The sequence below is a fragment of the Actinomadura rugatobispora genome, assembly GCF_055379765.1.
The window spans coordinates 11,446,613-11,466,515 of sequence record NZ_AP029191.1 but is presented as its reverse complement, the minus strand read 5'-3'; the positions used below and the strand labels follow the sequence as shown (position 1 = coordinate 11,466,515).

At 71.1% G+C, this 19,903-nt stretch carries 19 protein-coding genes; 17 read left to right on the top strand and 2 right to left on the bottom strand.

Features of this window, described 5'->3' with window-relative positions:
- Nucleotides 1-22: 22 nt before the first annotated feature.
- Nucleotides 23-676, bottom strand: coding sequence for a TetR family transcriptional regulator (locus ACZ466_RS51395; RefSeq protein ID WP_378282820.1), 654 nt, complete (start codon nt 674-676; stop codon nt 23-25).
- Nucleotides 677-886: 210 nt separating this feature from the next.
- On the opposite strand from ACZ466_RS51395, the gene ACZ466_RS51390 reads away from it, so the two are divergent.
- The 11 genes from ACZ466_RS51390 to ACZ466_RS51340 all read left to right on the top strand — a co-directional run bounded on the left by ACZ466_RS51390 (nt 887) and on the right by ACZ466_RS51340 (nt 13,404).
- Complete coding sequence (locus tag ACZ466_RS51390) at nt 887-2,485, top strand: AMP-binding protein (RefSeq protein ID WP_378282821.1); 1,599 nt, start codon at nt 887-889, stop codon at nt 2,483-2,485.
- Entirely contained in the window at nt 2,482-3,321 is an 840-nt protein-coding gene (locus ACZ466_RS51385; RefSeq protein ID WP_378282822.1) for an enoyl-CoA hydratase/isomerase family protein, read from the top strand. The genes ACZ466_RS51390 and ACZ466_RS51385 overlap by 4 nt, the downstream gene beginning before the upstream one ends.
- A gap of 30 nt (nt 3,322-3,351) precedes the next feature.
- Nucleotides 3,352-4,398, top strand: a complete 1,047-nt coding sequence (locus tag ACZ466_RS51380) for an LLM class F420-dependent oxidoreductase (RefSeq protein ID WP_378282823.1) — start codon at nt 3,352-3,354, stop codon at nt 4,396-4,398.
- 114 nt (nt 4,399-4,512) lie between these two features.
- Nucleotides 4,513-5,499, top strand: coding sequence for a PDR/VanB family oxidoreductase (locus tag ACZ466_RS51375; protein WP_378282824.1), 987 nt, complete (start codon nt 4,513-4,515; stop codon nt 5,497-5,499).
- 72 nt (nt 5,500-5,571) lie between these two features.
- On the top strand, nt 5,572-6,765 hold the full coding sequence (locus ACZ466_RS51370; RefSeq protein WP_378282825.1) for a thiolase family protein: 1,194 nt from the start codon (nt 5,572-5,574) through the stop codon (nt 6,763-6,765).
- Nucleotides 6,766-6,863: 98 nt separating this feature from the next.
- Nucleotides 6,864-7,748, top strand: a complete 885-nt coding sequence (locus ACZ466_RS51365; RefSeq protein WP_464042244.1) for a DUF2889 domain-containing protein — start codon at nt 6,864-6,866, stop codon at nt 7,746-7,748.
- Between the two features lie 15 nt (nt 7,749-7,763).
- A complete protein-coding gene (locus ACZ466_RS51360) occupies nt 7,764-8,612 on the top strand; it encodes a glucose 1-dehydrogenase (RefSeq protein WP_378282827.1) in 849 nt (282 codons plus the stop codon).
- Between the two features lie 262 nt (nt 8,613-8,874).
- Entirely contained in the window at nt 8,875-9,957 is a 1,083-nt protein-coding gene (locus ACZ466_RS51355; protein ID WP_378282828.1) for an ABC transporter substrate-binding protein, read from the top strand.
- A gap of 33 nt (nt 9,958-9,990) precedes the next feature.
- A complete protein-coding gene (locus ACZ466_RS51350) occupies nt 9,991-11,976 on the top strand; it encodes an ABC transporter permease (RefSeq protein ID WP_378282829.1) in 1,986 nt (661 codons plus the stop codon).
- 1 nt (nt 11,977) lies between these two features.
- Nucleotides 11,978-12,679, top strand: a complete 702-nt coding sequence (locus tag ACZ466_RS51345) for an ABC transporter ATP-binding protein (protein ID WP_378282830.1) — start codon at nt 11,978-11,980, stop codon at nt 12,677-12,679.
- Nucleotides 12,676-13,404, top strand: coding sequence for an ABC transporter ATP-binding protein (locus ACZ466_RS51340; RefSeq protein ID WP_378282831.1), 729 nt, complete (start codon nt 12,676-12,678; stop codon nt 13,402-13,404). The genes ACZ466_RS51345 and ACZ466_RS51340 overlap by 4 nt, the downstream gene beginning before the upstream one ends.
- A 56-nt stretch (nt 13,405-13,460) precedes the next feature.
- Here ACZ466_RS51340 and ACZ466_RS51335 read toward each other — a convergent pair whose 3' ends face one another.
- The gene (locus ACZ466_RS51335) at nt 13,461-14,867 is read right to left on the bottom strand and encodes an MFS transporter (RefSeq protein ID WP_378282832.1); all 1,407 of its coding nucleotides are present in this window, start codon (nt 14,865-14,867) and stop codon (nt 13,461-13,463) included.
- A 211-nt stretch (nt 14,868-15,078) separates the two neighbouring features.
- Between ACZ466_RS51335 and ACZ466_RS51330 the strand changes: the two genes are divergently transcribed.
- The 6 genes from ACZ466_RS51330 to ACZ466_RS51305 all read left to right on the top strand — a co-directional run bounded on the left by ACZ466_RS51330 (nt 15,079) and on the right by ACZ466_RS51305 (nt 19,718).
- Nucleotides 15,079-16,533: an aldehyde dehydrogenase gene (locus tag ACZ466_RS51330; protein WP_378282833.1), complete on the top strand. Its 1,455-nt coding sequence runs from the start codon at nt 15,079-15,081 to the stop codon at nt 16,531-16,533.
- A gap of 16 nt (nt 16,534-16,549) precedes the next feature.
- A complete protein-coding gene (locus ACZ466_RS51325; protein WP_378282834.1) occupies nt 16,550-17,725 on the top strand; it encodes a thiolase family protein in 1,176 nt (391 codons plus the stop codon).
- Complete coding sequence (locus ACZ466_RS51320) at nt 17,722-18,138, top strand: Zn-ribbon domain-containing OB-fold protein (RefSeq protein WP_378282835.1); 417 nt, start codon at nt 17,722-17,724, stop codon at nt 18,136-18,138. Before ACZ466_RS51325 ends, ACZ466_RS51320 begins: the two co-directional genes overlap by 4 nt.
- A 107-nt stretch (nt 18,139-18,245) precedes the next feature.
- Nucleotides 18,246-18,887, top strand: a complete 642-nt coding sequence (locus tag ACZ466_RS51315; RefSeq protein ID WP_378282836.1) for a TetR family transcriptional regulator — start codon at nt 18,246-18,248, stop codon at nt 18,885-18,887.
- Nucleotides 18,888-18,987: 100 nt separating this feature from the next.
- On the top strand, nt 18,988-19,293 hold the full coding sequence (locus ACZ466_RS51310; protein WP_378282837.1) for a hypothetical protein: 306 nt from the start codon (nt 18,988-18,990) through the stop codon (nt 19,291-19,293).
- Complete coding sequence (locus ACZ466_RS51305; protein WP_378282838.1) at nt 19,290-19,718, top strand: Zn-ribbon domain-containing OB-fold protein; 429 nt, start codon at nt 19,290-19,292, stop codon at nt 19,716-19,718. The genes ACZ466_RS51310 and ACZ466_RS51305 overlap by 4 nt, the downstream gene beginning before the upstream one ends.
- Nucleotides 19,719-19,903: the final 185 nt, after the last annotated feature.

The window sequence follows — 19,903 nt, the reverse complement described above, 5'->3', positions numbered from 1 at the left end:
ACGACGCCCGGCGCGTCCGACCTCAGGCGCTGGTGAGGGTTGCGCTGCCCTTGGCCGGATCGGCGTCCAGCTGGACGACGCCGTGGAGGAAGCTGCGGATCATGTTCTCGAAGACCCGCTTCTGGGTGAACGTGTTGGCGGCGACGGCGGCGGCCAGTCGCGGCTGGCGCTCGGGATCGAGGTGAGGGAACGACGGCTTGCGCGACGTCGTCGCCTTCATCGCCTCGGTGAGGGAGGCGCCCAAGGTGATCGTCTCCATGCCGTCGAGGATCTGGACGTGCAGGTGCGCCGGCACACCGCTCTCGGTCAGGAACTCGGCGGCGTCGTCGTAGCCGGTCAGCTGCAGCCGGGGGCGGTACTGCAGCAGCAAGGGGGCCGCGTTGCGGTGCCGGAGCACGACGGTGCGGAAGTTGAGGCTCATCTGGACGAACCACTCCGGCCAGTTCTCCGGCGCCGGCTTCCGGGGGACCTTGACCTCGGAGACGATCGAGCGGGAGACGGCCGCGAGGATCGCCGACTTGTCCTCGAAGTGGTGGTACAGCGAGGGCGCGCTCACTTTCATGTCGCGCGCCAGGCGCGGCAGCGAGAGCGCGTCGAGCCCCTCGGTGTCGATGATGCGCAGTGCCGCCGCGACAGCGGCGCTGCGACTGATCAGTGGCTGCCGGGGCCGGGCCATTGCGATCTCCTGATGACGAACTCGTTGGGTGCGATGTTACCGCTTGTTTTATCTAACGCTTATATTTTCGGCGGGCGGCGCGCGTCGCAGGTGGGGCGGCTCCATCGTAGCGGAGCGCCCGGGGCCCTTGCTTCTTTAATCTATCGTCATTAGGATAATTTCCCCTGGTGCCGTCCAGGGCGCGACTGCGTCACTCCTGAAAGGGGCTCCATGGCCGACTGGGACTTCGCCGGCGTCTTCGAGGCGGTCTCACGCGTTCTCCCCGACCGGGTCGCCCTGGTGCACGGCGACCGGCGCACCACGTGGTCCGAGCTCGACGCCAACGCCTCCGCGCTCGCCGGCGCCCTCGACGCCGCCGGCCTTCGCGCCGGCGACGTCGTCGCGGAGTATCTGCGCAACGGTCCCGAGTACATCGAAGCCTTCTACGCCGCGAGCAAGGCCGCGCTCGCGCCGATGAACACCAATTTCCGGTACGTCGACGACGAGTTGGTCCAGATCTGGACCGACGCGGAGGTGAAGGCGGTCGTCTTCGCGGCGGAGTTCCGCGACCGCGTCGTCAGGGTCCGCGAGCGGGTGCCGAGCGTGCGCGCCTGGATCGAGGTCGGCGGGAAGGGCGCACCCGACTGGATCACGCCCTACTCCGCCGCCCTGGCCGCCTCGCCCCGCCCGCACGGCGGGGGGAGCGCCGACTCCCTGATCCTCATCTACACGGGGGGGACGACGGGACACCCCAAGGGCGTGATGTGGCGCCAAGCGGACATCCTTTCCCTGCTCAACTCGCAGAACGCCTCCCCCCTGCCCGACCACGGCGACACCGCGGCGATCGAGTCCCATCTGCGGGAGAAGAGCCGCGAAGTGCGCGCACTCACCGCGAGTCCGCTCATGCACGGGGCCGGGCTGTTCTACGCGATCGCCGCATTGAGCGCGGGCGCGACGGTGGTCACCCTGCCCGGTGAGAGCCTCTCGGCGGAGGAGTTGCTCGACACCGTCGAACGCGAGCGGGTCAGATCGCTGGCGATCGTCGGCGACGCGTTCGCCCGGCCGCTCCTGGCCGCGCTCGACGCCGAGCCCGGACGCTGGGACCTCTCCAGCCTGACGTTCGTCTTCTCGTCGGGCGTCATGTGGAGCAGCGAGGTCAAGGCCGGACTGCTGGTCCACCTCCCGCGAGCGCGCCTCCTCGACGGGCTCGGCTCGTCGGAGGCGTCCGCGGTCGCCTCGACCGTGTCGACGGCGGGGGCCGTCGCGGACACCGCGTCGTTCCGCCCGTCCGACCGGGCCGCGATCCTGCTCGATGACGGCACGCTGGCCCGGCCGGGCGACGGCCGGACCGGACGGCTCGCGGTGACCGGCTGGATCCCGGTCGGCTACCTCAACGACCCCGAGAAGTCCGCCCGGACCTTCATCGAGGCGGCGGGCCGCCGCTGGTCCGTCCCCGGTGACCTGGCCCGGCTCGAAGCGGACGGCAGCATCCGCCTGCTCGGCCGCGGTTCGAGCGTGATCAACACCGGCGGCGAGAAGGTGTTCGCCGAGGAGGTCGAGGAAGTGCTCAAGAAGCACCCCGCCATCGCCGACGCCGCCGTGGTCGGCGTACCCGACGACCGCCTCGGAAAGAAGGTCGTCGCCCTGGTCGAGGCCAGCGGTGAGGAGCCCCCGCTCGAAGATCTCCTGACCCACGCCCGGTCCCTGCTGGCCGGTTACAAGGTCCCGCGCGAGATCGGTTTCGTCGACACCGTCGGGCGCGGCGCCAACGGGAAGCTCGACCACCGCTCGCTCACCGCGCTCGCCGAGAAGAAATGGAGCAACGCATGACCGTCACCGCCGGTGCGCCGATCGAGGTGCGGGACGTCGTGACCACCGAGGAGGTGCGCCCCGGCGTACTTCTGATCAGGCTGAACCGGCCCGATCAGCTGAACGCGATGACCGCGGACCTCATCCAGCGACTGCGTGACATTCTCCACGAGGTGCGCGACGACGCCGGGGTCCGCGCGATCATCCTGACCGGCAACGGCTCGGCGTTCTGCGCCGGGCTCGACCTGCGCGGCTACGGCCAGGCCCCCGGCAACCGCGGCGTCGAGGGACGCCCGCAGGCGGGGCTGCGCGTGCAGAAGCACATCGCGGACCTGCACGAGGCGTTCCGCGGGGCTCGCGCGCCGGTCATCGCGGCCATCAACGGCGCGGCCGCCGGCGGGGGGATGTCCCTCTCGCTCTTCGCCGACATCCGGATGATGGCGAAAGACGCCAAGCTGCACGCGGCCTTCATCAAGCGGGGCCTCTCGGCGTGCGACATCGGCGCGAGCTGGCTGCTGCCCAGGATCGTGGGCTTCTCCCGCGCTTCGGAGATCCTGCTGACAGGACGCGACATCGATGCCCGGGAGGCCCTCGAGATCGGCCTCGCCTCCAGCGTCCACGAGCCGCAGGACCTGCTCGCCGCCGCCATCGAGAAGGCCGAGCTGATCGTCTCCAACAGCCCCATGGGGGTGTGGATGACGAAGGAGGTGCTGTGGTCGAACCTCGAGATCCCGAGCCTGCGCGCCGGGATCGACCTCGAGAACCGCACGCAGATCCTCTGCTCGCTCACCAAGGACCACCGTGAGGCGGTCAGCTCCTTCCTCGAGAAGCGCCCGGCCGAGTACCTCAACAGGTGACCGATTCCCTCGGGGATCGAAAGGAGCACAGTGAAGATCGGTCTTTCCGTCGGGTACTGGAGTGCGGGACCGCCGAAGAACGTCGAGCGCCGCCTGGCCGAGGCCGAGGAGGTCGGCGTCGACAGCGTGTGGACCGCCGAGGCCTACGGATCCGACGCGATCTCCCCGCTCGCCTGGTGGGGCTCGCGGACCGAGCGCCTCAAGCTCGGCACCGCCGTCGCCCAGATCTCCGCACGCACCCCCACGGCCATGGCCATGGCCGCGCAGACCGTCGACCACCTCAGCGGCGGCCGGATGATCGTCGGGCTGGGCGCGTCGGGGCCGCAGGTCGTCGAGGGCTGGTACGGCGCGCCGTTCCCGCGTCCACTCGAGCGCACGCGCGAGTACGTCGACATCATGCGCCGGGTGTGGGCCCGCGACGGGCCGGTCGAGTTCTCCGGGCGGCAGTACCGGCTGCCGTATTCGGGCGATGCGGGCACCGGTCTCGGCAAGGCGCTGCAGTCCACCGTGCACCCGCTCCGTACCGACATCCCGGTCTATCTGGGCGCCGAGGGGCCGAAGAACGTCGCCCTCGCCGCCGAGATCGCCGACGGGTGGCTGCCGCTGTGGTTCTCACCCAGGTCCGACGCGTTCTACCGGGCCGCCCTGGCCGAGGGCTTCGCCGTCCAGGGGGCTCGGCGGACCGAGGAGACCTTCGACGTGGCCGGCGTGGTCTGGACTGTGGAGCACGACGACGTGGAGGTCGCCGCCTCGCGGATCAAACCGATCATCGCCCTGTACGCCGGCGGCATGGGCGCCAAGGGCGCCAACTTCCACAACGACGTCTTCGTGCGCATGGGCTGGGGGGACGTCTGCGGCAGGCTGCAGGAGCTCTACCTGGCCGGGCGCAGGCAGGAGGCGGTCGACGCCATCCCTCTGGAGATGGTCGAGGATGTCGCACTCGTCGGCCCGGCGGACAAGCTGGTCGACGACTTCGCGAAGCGGTGGGCGGACACGTGCCTGACCACCTTGATCGTGGGTGGCAATCCCCGGCAGGCCACCCTCGCCAGGCTGGTCGACGTGGGCGCGGCCAGCTGATCCCTCTCTTTCCTGTGGTCGTCATCACGTGTCCTGACGGGCTCTGGAAGCGTCGGTCCGGGTTACATTAATCTAATGGGATAAGGTTTATGGAGTGGGGAAGGGGGACCCGCGGTGAGGGCCGGAGATGTCATCGCCCAGGCGGCGGTCGCGGGGGACGCCCGCCGTGAAGCGCGCATGATCGTTGCCGCGAAGGAACTCCTGGCGAGTGACGTGGTCCAGTTGACGCTGGTCGCCGACCGGGAGTTGCCCGAATGGCGTCCGGGTGCGCACATCGACCTCGTCCTCGGCGACGGCCTGGTGCGGCAGTACTCGCTGTGCGGCGACCCCGCGGACCGCACCCGGCTCCAGGTCGCGGTCCTGCGCGAGCCGGCGGGGCGTGGGGGATCCCGGTACGTCCACGACCGGCTCGCGGTCGGTGACGAGATCGGCGTCCGCGGGCCGCGCAACAACTTCCCCCAGGTGCCGGCTTCCGGGTACCTGTTCGTGGCCGGCGGCATCGGCATCACCCCGCTCATCCCGATGATCGAAGCGGCAAGGGCCCAGGGCGTCTCGTGGCACCTGCTGTACGGCGGGCGCACCCGCTCCTCGATGGCCTTCGTCGACCGGCTTCAGGGACTCGACGCCGCCGCCGTCGAGATCCGCCCGCAGGACGAGTTCGGGATGCTCGATCTCGATTCCGCCCTCGACGCCGCTCCCGCTGACACCGCGGTCTACTGCTGTGGTCCCGAGCCGCTGCTGCGGGCGATCGAGGGGGCGGTGGCCGAGCGCCCCCGGTTGCGGCTGCACCTCGAGCGCTTCAGCGCCCCTGAACGGGATCCGGACGCCGCCGACACCGCTTTCGAGGTCGAACTGCGGCGGTCTGGTCAGGTGCTCCAGGTGGACGCCGGCACCCCGCTGCTGGACACGTTGACCGCTGCCGGGGCCGACATCGACTTCTCGTGTCGGGAAGGCACCTGCGGCACGTGCGAGACCCGCGTCATCGCGGGTGTCCCGGACCATCGGGACTCCCTGCTGACCGGCGAGGAGAAGGCCGCGAACGACGTGATGTTCCCCTGCGTCTCGCGCTGCCTGTCTCGACGCCTGGTCCTCGACCTGTGAACCCGCCCGCCGAAGAGCAAGCCGGTCATCGCGGCCGTGAACGGCGGTCGACCCCCGACCTCAAGGAATCCCATGCGTGACGCTGTGATCATCGACGTCGTCCGGACCGCCTCCGGCAGGGGCAAACCCGGTGGAGCCCTCTCGGGCACCCACCCGGTGGACCTGCTGGCCGAGGTGCTCGCCCGGCTGGTCGAGCGAACGGGCGTCGACCCCGAGAACATCGACGACGTCATCGCCGGCTGTGTGGTCCAGGCTTCGGAGCAGGCTCTCAACATCGGTCGCAGCGCGGTGCTCGCGGCGGGCTGGCCGGAGAGCGTCCCGGCCACCACCATCGACCGCCAGTGCGGCTCCAGCCAGCAGGCCGCGCACTTCGCCGCCCAGGCCGTCATCGCCGGTGCGCAGGACGTCGTCGTGGCGTGCGGAGTCGAGGTGATGAGCCGCGTTCCCATGGGCACCAGCCCGATGGGCCGGGACACCGCCGGTCTCAGGGTCGCGGCCCGCTACCCGGAGGGCCTGGTCGGCCAGGGCATCTCGGCGGAGCTGATCACCAGGAAGTGGGGTTTCAGCCGGGCCCGGCTCGACGAGTTCTCCGCCGAGTCCCACGCCAAGGCCGTCGCCGCCACCGAGGGCGGGCTGTTCGCCAACGAGATCGTGCCCGTCCCGGTCACCGCCGCGGACGGTACGAGCACCGCGCACACGGTCGACGAGACGATGCGTGCATCGACGACCGCCGAAGGACTGGCCGGTCTCCAGCCGTCCTTCCGTACGGAGGAGATGGACGCCCGCTTCCCGGGCCTCGCCTGGTCGATCACTCCCGGGAACTCCTCGCCGCTCACCGACGGTGCGTCGGCCGTGCTGATCACAAGCGGCGAGAAGGCGAGGGAACTGGGGCTGAAGCCGCGGGCTCGCTTCCACGCGTTCAGCGTCGTGGGCTCTGACCCGATCTCCATGCTCACCGGGCCGATCCCGGCGACCGAGACGGTGCTCAAGCGTGCCGGGCTCTCCATCGCCGACATCGACGCTTTCGAGGTGAACGAGGCCTTCGCCCCCGTGCCCCTCGCATGGGCCGCCGAGACCGGCGCCGACCTCGCGAAACTCAACCCGCGCGGTGGCGCGATCTCCCTGGGCCACCCTCTCGGCGCCTCCGGGACCAGGCTCCTCGCCACGCTGGTCAACCATCTTGAGCAGACCGGCGGGAAGTACGGCCTCCAGACGATGTGCGAGGGCGCCGGCATGGCCAACGCCACCGTCATCCAGACGCTGTGAGCCCCATGCCGTCGCCCAATGCGGGGCCGGACGCCGTGCCCGACGGTGCCGCCCCGCCTCGGCTCGCCGGAAGCGTCCGGCGGACGACGAGCCTGCACATGCAGTGGCCCGGCGAACTCGGGACGGCCCTGACGATCGACGGATTCGCCCGCGACCTGGTGACATCGCCCGACGGTTCCGCCCGGGTCCGTGATCAGGATCAGATCTCACTCCGCGTCGACCCCGACACCCGGGTCGTCCAGAGGATCGAAGGGCCTGAGCGGGTGCCGCGGCTGGGCCGGCTGGTGGGGGCGCGCTGCGGGGGAGGTCTGCGGGCCGTCCTGGCAGACGTCGTGCCGGAGGAGAGAGAGGCCGGTACGGCGCTCCACCTGCTGCTGGACGACCTCGCCGGTGCGTCGTTGATCGCCCCCTTCGCGCTGACCCGCTTCCTCTCCGACGACCGGTGGCGGGCGCGTTTCGGCCCGAGGAAGCTGCCCCCCGGTGTCTGCCTGGGATGGGGCGAGGGCACGACCGCGCACCGGCCGGACGAGCCCGCCGACCGGACCCGGGACGCCGGCCGCGTGCCCGACCCGGCCGACCCGCTCGGCTGGCACGAGTTCCCCGACCACGACGTGCCGACGACGCGGCGGTTGCGCCGCATCGACATCCGGCTCGAGCAGGAGATCCAGGTGGACGCCTGGTTCCAGGACAGCGCGTCCGAGCCGGCCGGTGGCCGGGTGGCGGTGCACGAGTACCGCGTGCGGGCGACCGCTGACCGGGACACCGGCGCCCTGTTGACCCTCGACGCGGTTCCCAGGGTTCTTCCATACCCGGAGTGCCCCCTGGCTGTGGGCAACCTCGGGCGACTCCTGGGCACGCCGTTGACGGAGCTGCGCGGCCTCGTCCCGCGGACGCTGCGTGGTGTCGAAGGGTGCACCCACCTGAACGATGCCGTACGCGCGCTGGCGGACGTGCCCGCGCTGGCCGCGGCACTTGGATCCTGAACGAGAGGGACCGGCATGCAACTGGACGGTAAGGCGGCCGTGGTCACCGGCGGTGCGAGCGGCATCGGGGCGGGGGTCTGCGAGCGGCTCGTCGCGGAGGGCGCGCGGGTCGTCATCGCCGACGTCGACCGGGAGCGCGGGCAGGTGCTCGCGGGCAGGCTGGGCGAGGCGGCGGTGTTCCGCACCGTCGATGTCACGGTCGAGGACGACATCGTCGCGGCCATCGATCTCGCGGTCGAGACCTTCGGGCGCCTCGACGTGATGGTCAACAACGCCGGCCGGGTCGGTGTGTGGAGCTTCCTCGAGGACACCGCCACCCAGGCTTGGGACGACGCGTTCGCCCTGCTCGCCCGCAGCGCGTTCATCGGCACCAAGCACGCCTCCCGCGCGATGCGGCGCACCGGCGGCGGATCCATCATCAACACCGGTAGCGTCGCCGGCATCCGGGCAGGCTACGGGCCCCACCAGTACGGTGCCGCCAAGGCCGCGCTGCTCGGCCTGACCAGGAGCGCCGCGGTCGAGCTCGCTCCGTACGGCATCACCGTCAACACGGTCATCCCAGGCGGCGTCGCCACGCGGATCGTCGGCCACGGCGCGCGGCTCGAAGGTGAGGCCCTCGACGCGAGCGTCGCCGCCGTGCGCGAGAGCCTCGCCGGTTTCCAGCCCATCCCGCGCGCGGGGGAGCCCGAGGACCTGGCGTCCGCGGTGGTGTTCCTGGCCGGCGACGGGGCCCGCTTCCTCACCGGCCAGGAGATCGTCGTCGACGGCGGGCTCTCGGCGGGCCGCCCGTGGCCCGAGGAGATCCAGGTTCACGCCCGCAAGGCCGCCGTCCGCCAAGGCCTGGAGCCCAGCTCTTCCACCTAAAGGTCGTAGATAAAATCCTTGACGTGATCCGGGTCACCTATTAGCTTTAGGTTTCCGCCCGAGTCCGGGCGGATGTGCTGGAGGCCTGCGAGGCACGCGCCCCGGCCCCCGACCACGAAGGATCGATATGCGAACTCCACAGCGACCCCGGGCGGCACTCGGCCTCGTCCTGGGACTGGCGGCCCTGGCCCTCTCCGCCTGCGGTCAGTCCGCGGCCACCGGAGACAAGGTCGAGGGCAGGAACCCTGCGAGCGGTGCACCGGTGAAGGTCGGATACATCAACCAGGAGCAGGCGGCCACAGGTTCGTTCCCCGAGCTTCGGGTGTCGACGGAGTCGGCCTTCCAGTACGTCTCCAAGGACCTCGGGGGCGCGGGCGGCCATCCGATCGAGCTGATCAAGTGCACCGTCGACGGATCCCCCGAGTCGGCGCAGAAGTGCGCCAACGAGATGGTCCAGAAGAAGGTCGTCGCGGTGGTCAGCGGCATCAACTTCAGCGGCCCGTCCTCCTACGAGGTGGTCACGGCCGCCGGGATCCCCTACATCACCGCCGCCCCGATCCAGGGCACCGACTTCAACGGGAAGAACACGTTCGCGCTGCTCGGCTCGTCGCCCGCGCAGTTCACGGGTGAGGCGAAGTTCCTGGTCGGCAAGGGGGTCAAGAAGGTCTCCCTGATCCTGAACGACACCCCGTCGGGCCAGGCCGGCGCGGACATCCTGATCAAGCAGCTGCGGGCCGGCGGGGTCACCGACGTGACCCAGGTCAAGGAGTCCCCGACCGCGACGGACTTCACCGGAGCCGTGTCCCAGGCCGCCAGGAACTCCCCGGACGCGATCGCCGTCCTCTTCGTCGCGCCCGCCTGCGGCCAGATCGTCCAGACCGCCAAGTCGCTCGGCGTCAAGGCGAACATGGTGCTCACCACCGGCTGCTCGTCCCCGGCCGTGCTCGACGCGATGGGGGCGGCCGCCGAGGGCGTCCACTTCGTCCAGGAACTGCTGCCCGCCGCGGCGCACAAGAACCACCCGCAGGTGAAGGAGTACATCGAGGCGATGCACCGGTTCGGCGGCATCGCCGAGAAGGATCTCACCGCACTGCACGCCAACGGCTTCGCCGTCGCGATGGAGGTCGCGGCCGTCATCGGTCGTTCAGGAGCCACCCCCACCGCCGCCGGCGTGACCAGGACCCTGAGGGATCCGGCCGGCGGCAAGGGCTTCATGGACAGCGACTGGGTCTGCGACGGGTCGGCGCTCAAGGACTACCCGAGCATCTGCAACGCGAGCACTCGCGTGACCACCATCAAGAACGGACGCCAGGTCGAGGTCACCTCTGACTGGCTCGGGTCCTGACCGCGTACTCCGCGCCACCTCGAGGAATCTGTCATGGATCTGCTGTTGTTCGCCCTGCTGGGCATCGGCACCGGTGCCGTCTACGCCGCCTTCGGGCTCGGCCTGGTGCTGATGTACCGGTCCTCCGGAGTCATCAATTTCGGCTACGGTGCCACCGTTCTCTTCGGCGTCTACCAGTTCGCAGATCTCACGAAGACGGGCAAGCTGGTCTTCCCGATCGGTTCGCTGCAGCTCGGCGGGCCGATCGGGGCCTGGCCCGCGATGGCGATCGTGCTGGCGCATGCCGCGGTGCTGACGCTGGTCGTCTACGTGCTGGCCTTCCGGCCACTGCACCAGGCGCCACCGCTGGCCAAGGCCGTGGTCTCGGTGGGAGTCATGCTCGCCGTGCAGGCGCTGATCCTGGTGCGTTTCGGGTCCGACCCGCGCTCCATCGCCCCCATCCTCCCCAATGACGCGATCGACGTGGCGGGCGCGACCATGCCGCGCGACCGCCTCTATCTCGCCGGCATCGTCGTCCTGCTGGCCGTCGTCCTCCACGCGTTCCTGACCTACACCCGCACCGGCATCGCCTCAAGGGGGGCGTCGCAGAACGAGAAGGGCGCCGTCCTCCTGGGGCTGCGTCCCACGCGGCTGGCCGCCATCAACTGGATCATCGCCGGCGTCGGCGGTACGGCGCTCGGCGTCCTCATCGCGCCCATCATGTCGCTCGAGGTCGGCACCTACACGCTGCTCATCGTGCCGGCGCTCGGGGCGGCGCTGATCGGGCGCCTGTCCTCGATCTCCGCGGTCGTCGCCGGCGGCATCGCCCTCGGCGTCGTGCAGTCGGGCTTGATGCAGGCCACCACGCAGTACACATGGCTCCCGCAGAACGGACTCAAGCAGGGCCTGCCCTTCCTGGTGATCATCGCCGTGCTCGCGCTCTACGGAAAGAGCCTGCCGGGACGCGGCGCCCTCGAGGAGAAGCTGCCGCCGGCCGCGTCGGGACCGATCCGCCCCTGGCTGATCGTGCTGCTCGTCGCCGTCGCCGCGGTGGCCATGCAGGTCTTCTCGCCCACCTGGCGGCTCGGCCTGATCACCAGCCTCACGGCCGTCGTGGTCTGCCTCTCTCTCGTCGTGCTCACGGGCTTCGTGGGCCAGATCTCGCTGGCCCAGATGTCGTTGGCGGGTGTAGCCGGTTTCACGCTGTCCAAGTTCGGGGACGCGTGGGGCATTCCCTTCCCGATCGCCCCGCTGCTGGCGGCTCTGGTCGCCACGGCGGTCGGCGTCCTGGTCTCGATCCCGGCGATCCGGGTCCGGGGTCTGCACCTCGCCGTGGTCACGATCGCGGCCGCGGTCGCGATCGAGGAGTTCATCTTCAAGAATCCGAGATTCACCGGCGGCCTCGCCGGGTCACCCGTCCCGCAGCCGGAACTCTTCGGCGTCTCGCTGGGCATCCGCGGAGGGCCGACCGACTTTCCGCGGCCCGCGTTCGGGTACCTCGTGCTGGCGGTCGCGGTCGCCGCGGCCCTCGGCGTCGCCCTGCTGCGCCGCAGTGACCTGGGGCGCCAGATGCTGGCCGTCCGGAGTTCGGAGCGCGCCGCCGCCGCGGCCGGGCTCAACACGGCGCGGATCAAGCTGATCGGTGCCGCCCTCTCCTCCTTCCTGGCCGGGGTGGGCGGCACGCTGATGGGTTACCAGCAGGGCCAGCTCTCGTTCGAGACGTTCAGCGTGTTCACGTCGCTGGGCCTGCTCGCCGTGGTGTACATCGGTGGCGTCTCCAGCGTCTCGGGCGGGCTGGTCGCCGGCGTGATGTTCTCCGGTGGCCTGATGTCCACGGCCATCGACCAGTGGTTCGGGCTCGGTGACTACGAGACGCTGATCCTCGCCCTCGGCCTGGTGCTCGGTGCGGTCGCGAACCCCGAGGGCGTCGCCGGGATGGTGTTCCGGACGAGAGCCCGCTTCCGCCAGGCGTCGCCCTCCCGGTCGGAGACGGCCGAACCGGATCTCGAAGAGCGCGTGTTCGTCACGGACGGAGCCTGACATGCTGTTGCAGACCAGGGACCTCGCGGTCCACTTCGGAGGCGTCAAGGCCCTTGACGGCGTCGATCTGGCCGTCGACCGGGGCGAGGTGGTCGGCCTGATCGGCCCCAACGGCGCCGGCAAGACCACCTTCATCGACGCGGTCACCGGATTCGTTCCCCACCGGGGCGAAGTGCTCCTCGACGGCGTGGACATCGCGCCCCAGCCGGCGTACAGGCGGGCGGGGCGCGGCGTGATCCGCACCTTCCAGCAGCTCGAGCTCTACAACGACCTCTCGGTGATGGAGAACCTCCTGGTGTCGAGGCGCGGCGCGCGCTCCGAGCACCACGAGCGGGTCCACAGGCTTCTCGACCGCTACGGCCTGCACGAGGTGAAGGACAGTTTCCCCGAGGACCTGTCGCACGGACGTCAACGCCTGGTGAGCCTGGCGCGTGCGCTGGCGTCCGATCCGCGGCTGGTCCTGCTGGACGAGCCCGCCGCTGGGCTGGACAGCAAGGAGTCGCTCGGTCTGGCGGATCCGGTCCGGGGCCTGGCCCGAGACGGTGCCGGCGTGCTCCTGATCGACCACGACGTCGATCTGGTCCTCTCGGTCTGCGACCGCGTCTACGTCCTGGACTTCGGCAAGGTCATCTTCGCCGGACCGGCCGCCGACATCAGCGGGTCCGACGCCGTGCGGACCGCCTACCTGGGAGTGCCCGCATGAAGGCCACGCTGAGAGTGGACGACATCTCCGCAGGCTACGGGCGCGTCCTCGCGGTGAAGAACCTTTCCCTCAGCGCAGCCGCGGGGGAGGTGGTCAGCATCCTCGGGCGGAACGGAGCGGGCAAGACCACGACGCTGCTGTCCGTCTCCGGTCTGGTGAAGCCGCGCTCGGGTCGGGTGTCGGTCGACGGCACGTCGCTTCGCCTGGGAAGGCCGCACGCCGCCTCGAAGGCGGGACTGATCCAGGTGCCGGAGGACCGGGCCCTTTTCACCGGTCTCACGGTGAGGGAGAACCTCGCGGCGGCCGGCGCGCGTCGCAAGGCCGACCTCACGATGGTCACGGATCTGTTCCCCGAGCTCGAGCCGCTGATCGGACGCCGCGCCGGACTGCTCTCCGGAGGGGAGCAGCAGATGCTCGCGCTGGCACGGGCGATCACGTTGCGGCCCAAGGTCCTGCTCGTGGACGAGATGAGCCTGGGCCTGGCCCCGGTCGTCTGCCAACGGCTCTCCTCGGTGATCCGCGGCCTGGCCGACGAGTCCGGCGTCGCCGTGCTCCTGGTCGAGCAGCATCTGTCGCTCGCCCTGGAGGTCGCCGATCGCGGGATCGTCCTGCACAAGGGTTCGGTGGCGATGGAGGGTACGCGCGCCGAGCTCACCGCCAAGCGCCACGAGATCGAGTCGTCGTACATGGGCGGTGCGGGCACCGTGGAGGATCCCGCGGCCTGAACCGCGGCCTCTGGCACACCCTTTGCCGGACGAAGCAGCGTCCGGCAAAGGGTGTTTCAGGCCGTCGGCTCGGAGGGAGCGTGCCGGCGTGACCACGCCAGCACGGCCACCGAGACGAGACTCGCTCCAGCGGCCAGCCAGAACATCAGCACCTGCGCGTCGTACGACGGCAGCGTGACCCCGGGCGCGGTCTCCATCACCATCCCGCTGATGGCCGAGGCCGTGGCCGCGCTGCTCACGACGCTGCCGACGGTGCGCAGGAGATGGTTGAGGCCGTTGGCGGCCGCGCTCTGGGACGCGGGAACGTCGCTCATGACCACGATGGGAAGCGCCGCGTAGGTCAGGACGGTGCCGAGGGACACGGCCACGGAACCGGCGACGACCTGGGCGAGGCCATCGCTGAGATAGACCCGTCCGACGTAGGAGACGGCCATCACCATGGCCCCGAGGCCGACCGTCGTCTCGGCGCCCCAACGGCGGACGACCACCGGTGCCGCCGGCGCGAAGATGCCGAACGACAGCGCCATGGGAACCAGCCAGAGGCCGGCCGTGGCCGCATCCAGCCCGAGCCCGTAGCCGGTGTCGGCCGGTTGCTGGAGCAGTTGGGGGGTGACCATCATGTTGGCGTAGGCGGCGAAGCCCAGCAGCAGCGACACCGCGTGTGCGGCGACGAGCCGGGGCCGGGCGGCGAGGCGAAGGTCGACCAGCGGGGCGGGCGACCTGAGTTCGACTACGCCGAAGAACGCGAGCACCGCAAGCCCGCCGACGCCCAGCAGCACGGTGTCCATCGAGATCCAGCCCCAGGCCGAACCGTGGGAGAGGGCGAGAATCACCGCGCAGAGGCCGGAGGACAGGAGCAGGGCGCCCCAGGGGTCGACGCCGCCGCCACCCCTGACGGGGGACTCGGGAAGGGCGAGGACGACCGCGCACAACAGGACGGTGCCCGCGATGGCCGGGATCCAGAAGATCCACCGCCAGCCTGGCCCGTCGACCAGCGCCCCGGACAGCGGAAGTCCCGCGCCCGCTCCGATGGCGAGCGTGCTGGACAGTGCCGCGGTGCCGAGGGGGAGCCGGGCGGGTGGCAGTTCGTCCCGCATGACGGCCAGCCCAAGGGGCAGTAGCGCGATCGCCGCCCCCTGGACGGCTCGGGCGGCGATCACGACCGCGAAGGAGTGGGTCAGCCCGCCGACCAACGACCCGACGACGAGGGCTCCGATCGTGATCAGGATGAGTCGCCGCTTCCCGTACACGTCCCCGAGCCTGGTGAGCACCGGCGTGGACACCGTGCCGCTCAGCAGGCCGGCGCCGATCAGCCAGGTGGTGTTCCCGGGGGCGGTGTGCAGCTCGTCCGGCAGGTCGGCCATGAGCGGGATCGCGAGCGTCTGCTGGAGCGAGACCAGGAATCCGCCGGCGCAGAGCAGGACCAGGGTCAGGGGGGCACGCCGATCGGCCGTGGCTTCCACTGTGTCGGAGACTCCGATCTAAACCTAATGGCGATAGGTAGCCTACCGCGTCCCCGTCCGGCCGGGGCTATGGACCCGAGTAATCTAATGCCTATAGGCTGACACGGTGTCGGTCCGGATCGGGCGGCGCCCTCCGGGCCGGGTGCGGGAGCGCGGCCCCGGTCGCGTCGGCACCGCTTTCCCTGACGGCTGAGTGCGAAAGGAACCGGGCATGATCACTCGAGCGGGACTCCTGATCGACGGTGAGTGGCGCCAACCGGTCTCGGCCGCCAGGACCCACGTGGTGTCCCCGTCGACCGAGGAGGTCATCGGGGTGGTGCCGGACGCCGGCGGGGACGATGTCGACGCGGCCGTCGGCGCCGCGCGGCGCGCCTTCGAGGCCGGGGCATGGCGCGGCCTGACCGTCGCCGAACGGGCCGAGATCATCGAGCGCGCCCTGCGGATCCTGGAGTCGCGGATCGGGGAGATCGGGCGGCTGGTGACCCTGGAGATGGGGCTGCCGGTCAGCGCGGCCGCGGTCCAGATCCCGGGGGCCCTGGACACCGGGCGCTACTTCCTCGACGTCGCGCGGAGCGACGCGACCAGCGAGGTCCGGCGGACCCGGGCGGGAGCGGCCGCCGTGGTCAAGGAGCCGGTGGGCGTCGTGGCGTCGATCGCCCCCTGGAACGGCCCCTTCAACATGGCGATCGCGAAGATCGTCCCGGCCCTGGTGACGGGCTGCAGCGTGGTCTACAAGCCCGCACCGGAGACACCGCTCGACGCCTTCCACATCGCCGAGGCGTTCGTCGAGGCGGGGATGCCCGCCGGCGCGTTCAACCTGATCACCGGCGACCGGGACGCCGGGCGGGCGCTGGTGGCCCATCCCGAGGTCGACAAGGTCAGCTTCACCGGGTCCACCGCGGCGGGCCGGGAGATCGGCCGGGAATGCGGCGGGAGCTTCAAGCGGCTCCAGCTCGAGCTGGGCGGCAAGTCGGCGGCGATCGTCCTCGACGACGCCGACATCGCCACCACCATGCGGGGGCTGGCGGTCGGGTCGTTCTTCAACACCGGCCAGGTGTGCGCGGCCTACAGCCGCGTGGTCGTGCCGAAGAGCCGCTACGACGAGGTCGTCGGAGCCCTGGTGGCGACCGCGGAGTCGTTCGTGGTGGGCGATCCGCTCGACCCGGCCACGACGATGGGCCCGCTGGTCTCCGCGCGGCAGCGGGAGCGGGTGCTCGGATACATCGAGGCCGGGAAGGCCGAGGGCGCCGTGATCGCCACCGGGGGAGGCGTGCCCGAGGGGCTGGACAGGGGCTACTACGTGCAGCCGACCGTGTTCGCCGGCACCGTCAACTCGATGCGCGTCTGCCGCGAGGAGATCTTCGGCCCGGTGGCCTCGGTGCTCGCCTACGACACCGTCGAGGAGGCGATCGCGATCGCCAACGACTCCGAGTACGGCCTGCACGGCGCGGTGTTCACCGGCGACCCCGAACGCGCCGCCGATGTGGCCCGCAAGGTCCGTACCGGGACGTTCAGCGTCAACTCGTTCACCTACAACACCGAGGCGCCCTTCGGCGGAGTGAAGAACTCGGGCATCGGTCGCGACACCGGCCCGGAGGCCGTCCAGGCCTACTACGAGCTGAAGACGGTCAACCTGGGCGAGGGCATGGAGTCTCTGTTCGCGTGAGCGCCAAGGAGGGACGATGACCGACGCGGCGATCGCCGGGCTCGGGATGACCGAGCTCGGCAAGGTCTATGGACGCTCGTCGACGGATCTGGCCGCGGAGGCGGTGCGGCTCGCCGTCGCCGATGCCGGTCTGGCACTCGGCGACGTGGACGGGCTGCTCGTCAGCGCAGGCGTCAAGCAGGACGTCGGAGTCGCCCTGGCCGCCGTGCTCGGCCTTGGCGACCTGGGCATCCTGAGCCAGGTCAACGCGTTCGGCGCCACCGCGGGAGTGATGGTGGCCCAGGCGGTCCAGGCCATCGCCGCCGGCTCCGCCACCGCGGTGGCCTGCGTCTTCGCCGACACCCCGTTGAAGCCGGAGCGCTCGGCGGGGGCGTCGTGGCGGGCACCGTCCGCCGCGCGGGCATTGCGCGGCCTGGCGGGCTGGTCCCTCGCCTCGGGAGCCGCCAATCCGAACATCCTGTACGCGATGTGCGCGCGACGGCATATGGAGCGCTACGGGACGACCTCCGAGCAGCTCGCCGAGATCGCCGTCGCGCAGCGGGCGTGGGCCGCGGGCAACCCGCTGGCGCAGTTGCGCCGGCCCCTCACCGTCGCCGGCCACCAGGCGTCGCGGTGGATCGCCGAACCGCTGCACCTGCTGGACTGCTGCCTGGTCAGCAACGGCGCCATCGCCGTCGTGGTCACGGCCGCCGACCGGGCGGCGGACCTGCGCCGACCGCCCGTGCACGTGTGGGGCCATGGGCAGGCGCACGCGCCGCGGCGGATGAGCGCCGGGTCGGACTGGGGCGTGGTCACCCCGGCGGCGCGCTCGGGGCCGCAGGCCATGCGGATGGCCGGCATCGGGGTCGCCGACGTGGACGTGGCCGAGTTGTACGACTGCTACACCTACACCGTGCTCGTCACGCTGGAGGACTACGGCTTCTGCGGCAAGGGGGAGGGCGGCCGTTTCGTGGGCGGCGGCAGGCTGGCGCCCGGCGGCGATCTCGCGTGCAACACGGGCGGCGGGCAACTGTCCGGGTACTACATGTGGGGCATGACGCCGCTGTCCGAGGCGATCATCCAGGCCCGTGGGGACGGCGGCGCGCGGCAGGCGCCCCGCAACGACATCGTGCTGGTCAGCGGCAACGGCGGCATTCTGGAGCACCACTCCACGTTGGTGCTCAGCCCGCACCGGCGTGAAGGAGCGGCATGAGCGAGACGTTCCCGGTGGTCGAACGCGATCGGGGCAGCGCGGCGTTCTTCGACGCCGCCGCGCGCGGCGAACTGCTGGTGCGGCGGGCCCCGGCCTCGGGGACCGTGCTGGGGCCCGAGGCCCGGACGGACCCGGCGAGCGGATCGGCCGACCTCGAACCGTACACGGCCTCGGGCAGGGGCACGCTCGTCACCTGGGCCGTCGTGCACCGGGCGCCGCTGCCCGTACTCGTCGAGGCGGTTCCCTACGTCAGCGCCGTCGTGGAGCTGGAGGAGGGGCCGTGGCTCATGGTCCGGCTCCTGGCCGCCGACCTCTCGGCGCTGCGGGCGGGGGTGCCTGTTCGCGTGCGTTTCGTCCGGTCGGGCGCCGAGGGGGAGGGCGGCGAGACCCTGCCCGTGTTCGAGGTGGCCTGAGGGCGGTCGCACCGTCTTGGAACATCGGGAGCAGATGCAGCGGTGTGCCGCCGTTCAGACCTCAACGCGGCCGGGCGTGCAAGGAGGGTGAACTAGGATCGGGTGCCATGGCCCGTCCGCGTCAGCCGCTGATCCGCCGTGCCGGTGCGGTGGCCGCGGCCATCGAGATCATCGACACCGAGGGCCTGGACGCGCTGAGCCTGCCGCGCCTGGCCCGCCACCTCAACGTCCGGGCCCCCTCGCTTTACCACCACTTCGAGGACAAGTCGGAGATCCTCGGCGCGGTGGTCACGACCATCGTGTCGGAGACCGTGGTGCCCAGGAAGCCGCCGCCCGAACGCTGGATCGACTGGTTCGTCCAGCTCAGCCTGAATCTGCGCCGGGTGATCCTGCGCCATCGCAACGCCGCTCCGCTGCTGCTGCAGTTCCCGCCGAGGGACATGCTCGCCGACCTCTACGAGGACGCGGCCCGCTTCCTGCACGACAGCGGTGTGCCGGCCGACGTGCATGTGCAGATCCTCGACAGCATGGACACCGTGGTCCTGGGGGCGGTGATCTCCGAGGCGGCCCGGACTCCGGCGGCCCGCCGGGCGATCTTCCCGAACGTCGACGACGAGCGGCAGCCCACCCTCGCGCGCGCTCTCGCCTCCAACGAGTTCACCGCGAACCAGCTGTTCGAAGAGATGATCCGCAGCTTCCTTCGCGGGGTCGTGCTGCTGGCCGAGGAGCGCCGGGCCGCGGTCTCCTGACCCCCGGCCCGGTCACCCGGAATCATCCTGAGGTGGGATCTTGTCGCAATTAATCTAATGGCGTTAGCCTAAGGGGACTTCCCGGCGACTTGGAGGGCCCATGTCCGACTTCCGTGCCCGCTACGAGCGGCACGTCCAGCACGTCCTCAACGGGGACGTCAGGTCAGCGCTCGCGGAGATGGTCCAGGAGAACCTGCCGCAGGTGTTCGAGGGGGTCACCGTGCCCGGCCGCGTCGTGCACTCGCTGCGGATCGTCGACGTCCGGCAGGAGGGCGACACCTGGGTGGGGGAGACCGTCTACACCACGCCCGAGGGAAAGATCGGGCTGCGCTCGATCTGGGAGGAGCACGGCGGCGAGTGGCTGGCGGCCCGGCTGGAGAACTTCCCCGTCCAGGACGCCTCGTGATCCCCTGCGGTCCGGCCGCCGACGGTCTGGACGCGCCGTACTGGGACGGCCTGCGCTCGGGTGAGCTGCGGATCCAGCGCTGTGCCGGCTGCCGCACGTGGCTGTGGGGCCCGCGCCGGATGTGCCCGGAATGCCATGGTTTCGAGCTGGTGTGGGAGGGCGTTCCCGCGACCGGGACCGTCTATTCGTGGTGCCGCACGCACCACCCGTACATGGCGGAGTTCGCGGAGCTGACCCCGTACGTGACCGTGGTGGTGGAACTGCCGCACGCGGGCGGCGTGCGCCTGCTCGGCCTGCTGACCGGTGAGGGGCGGGACGTGCGCATCGGCGACCGGCTGGCCGGGCACGTCGAACGGCCCGCCGATGCCGCGTGGCCGCTGCTGCGCTGGCGGCTCGCCTCCCGCACGGAAGGGGCGCTCGCGTGACCCCCTCGCCGATGCGCGGCGCGGCGGCCGTCGTGGGCGTCGCGGACCTGCACTACAAGCGGGGGCAGGCTCCGGCGGGCGAGCACCGCCTGGTGCTGGAGGCGATCGTGGAGGCGTGCCGCGACGCCGGGATCTCGCCCCGCGAGATCGACGGTTTCGTCTCCTACGCCGGGGGGGGACCTCAG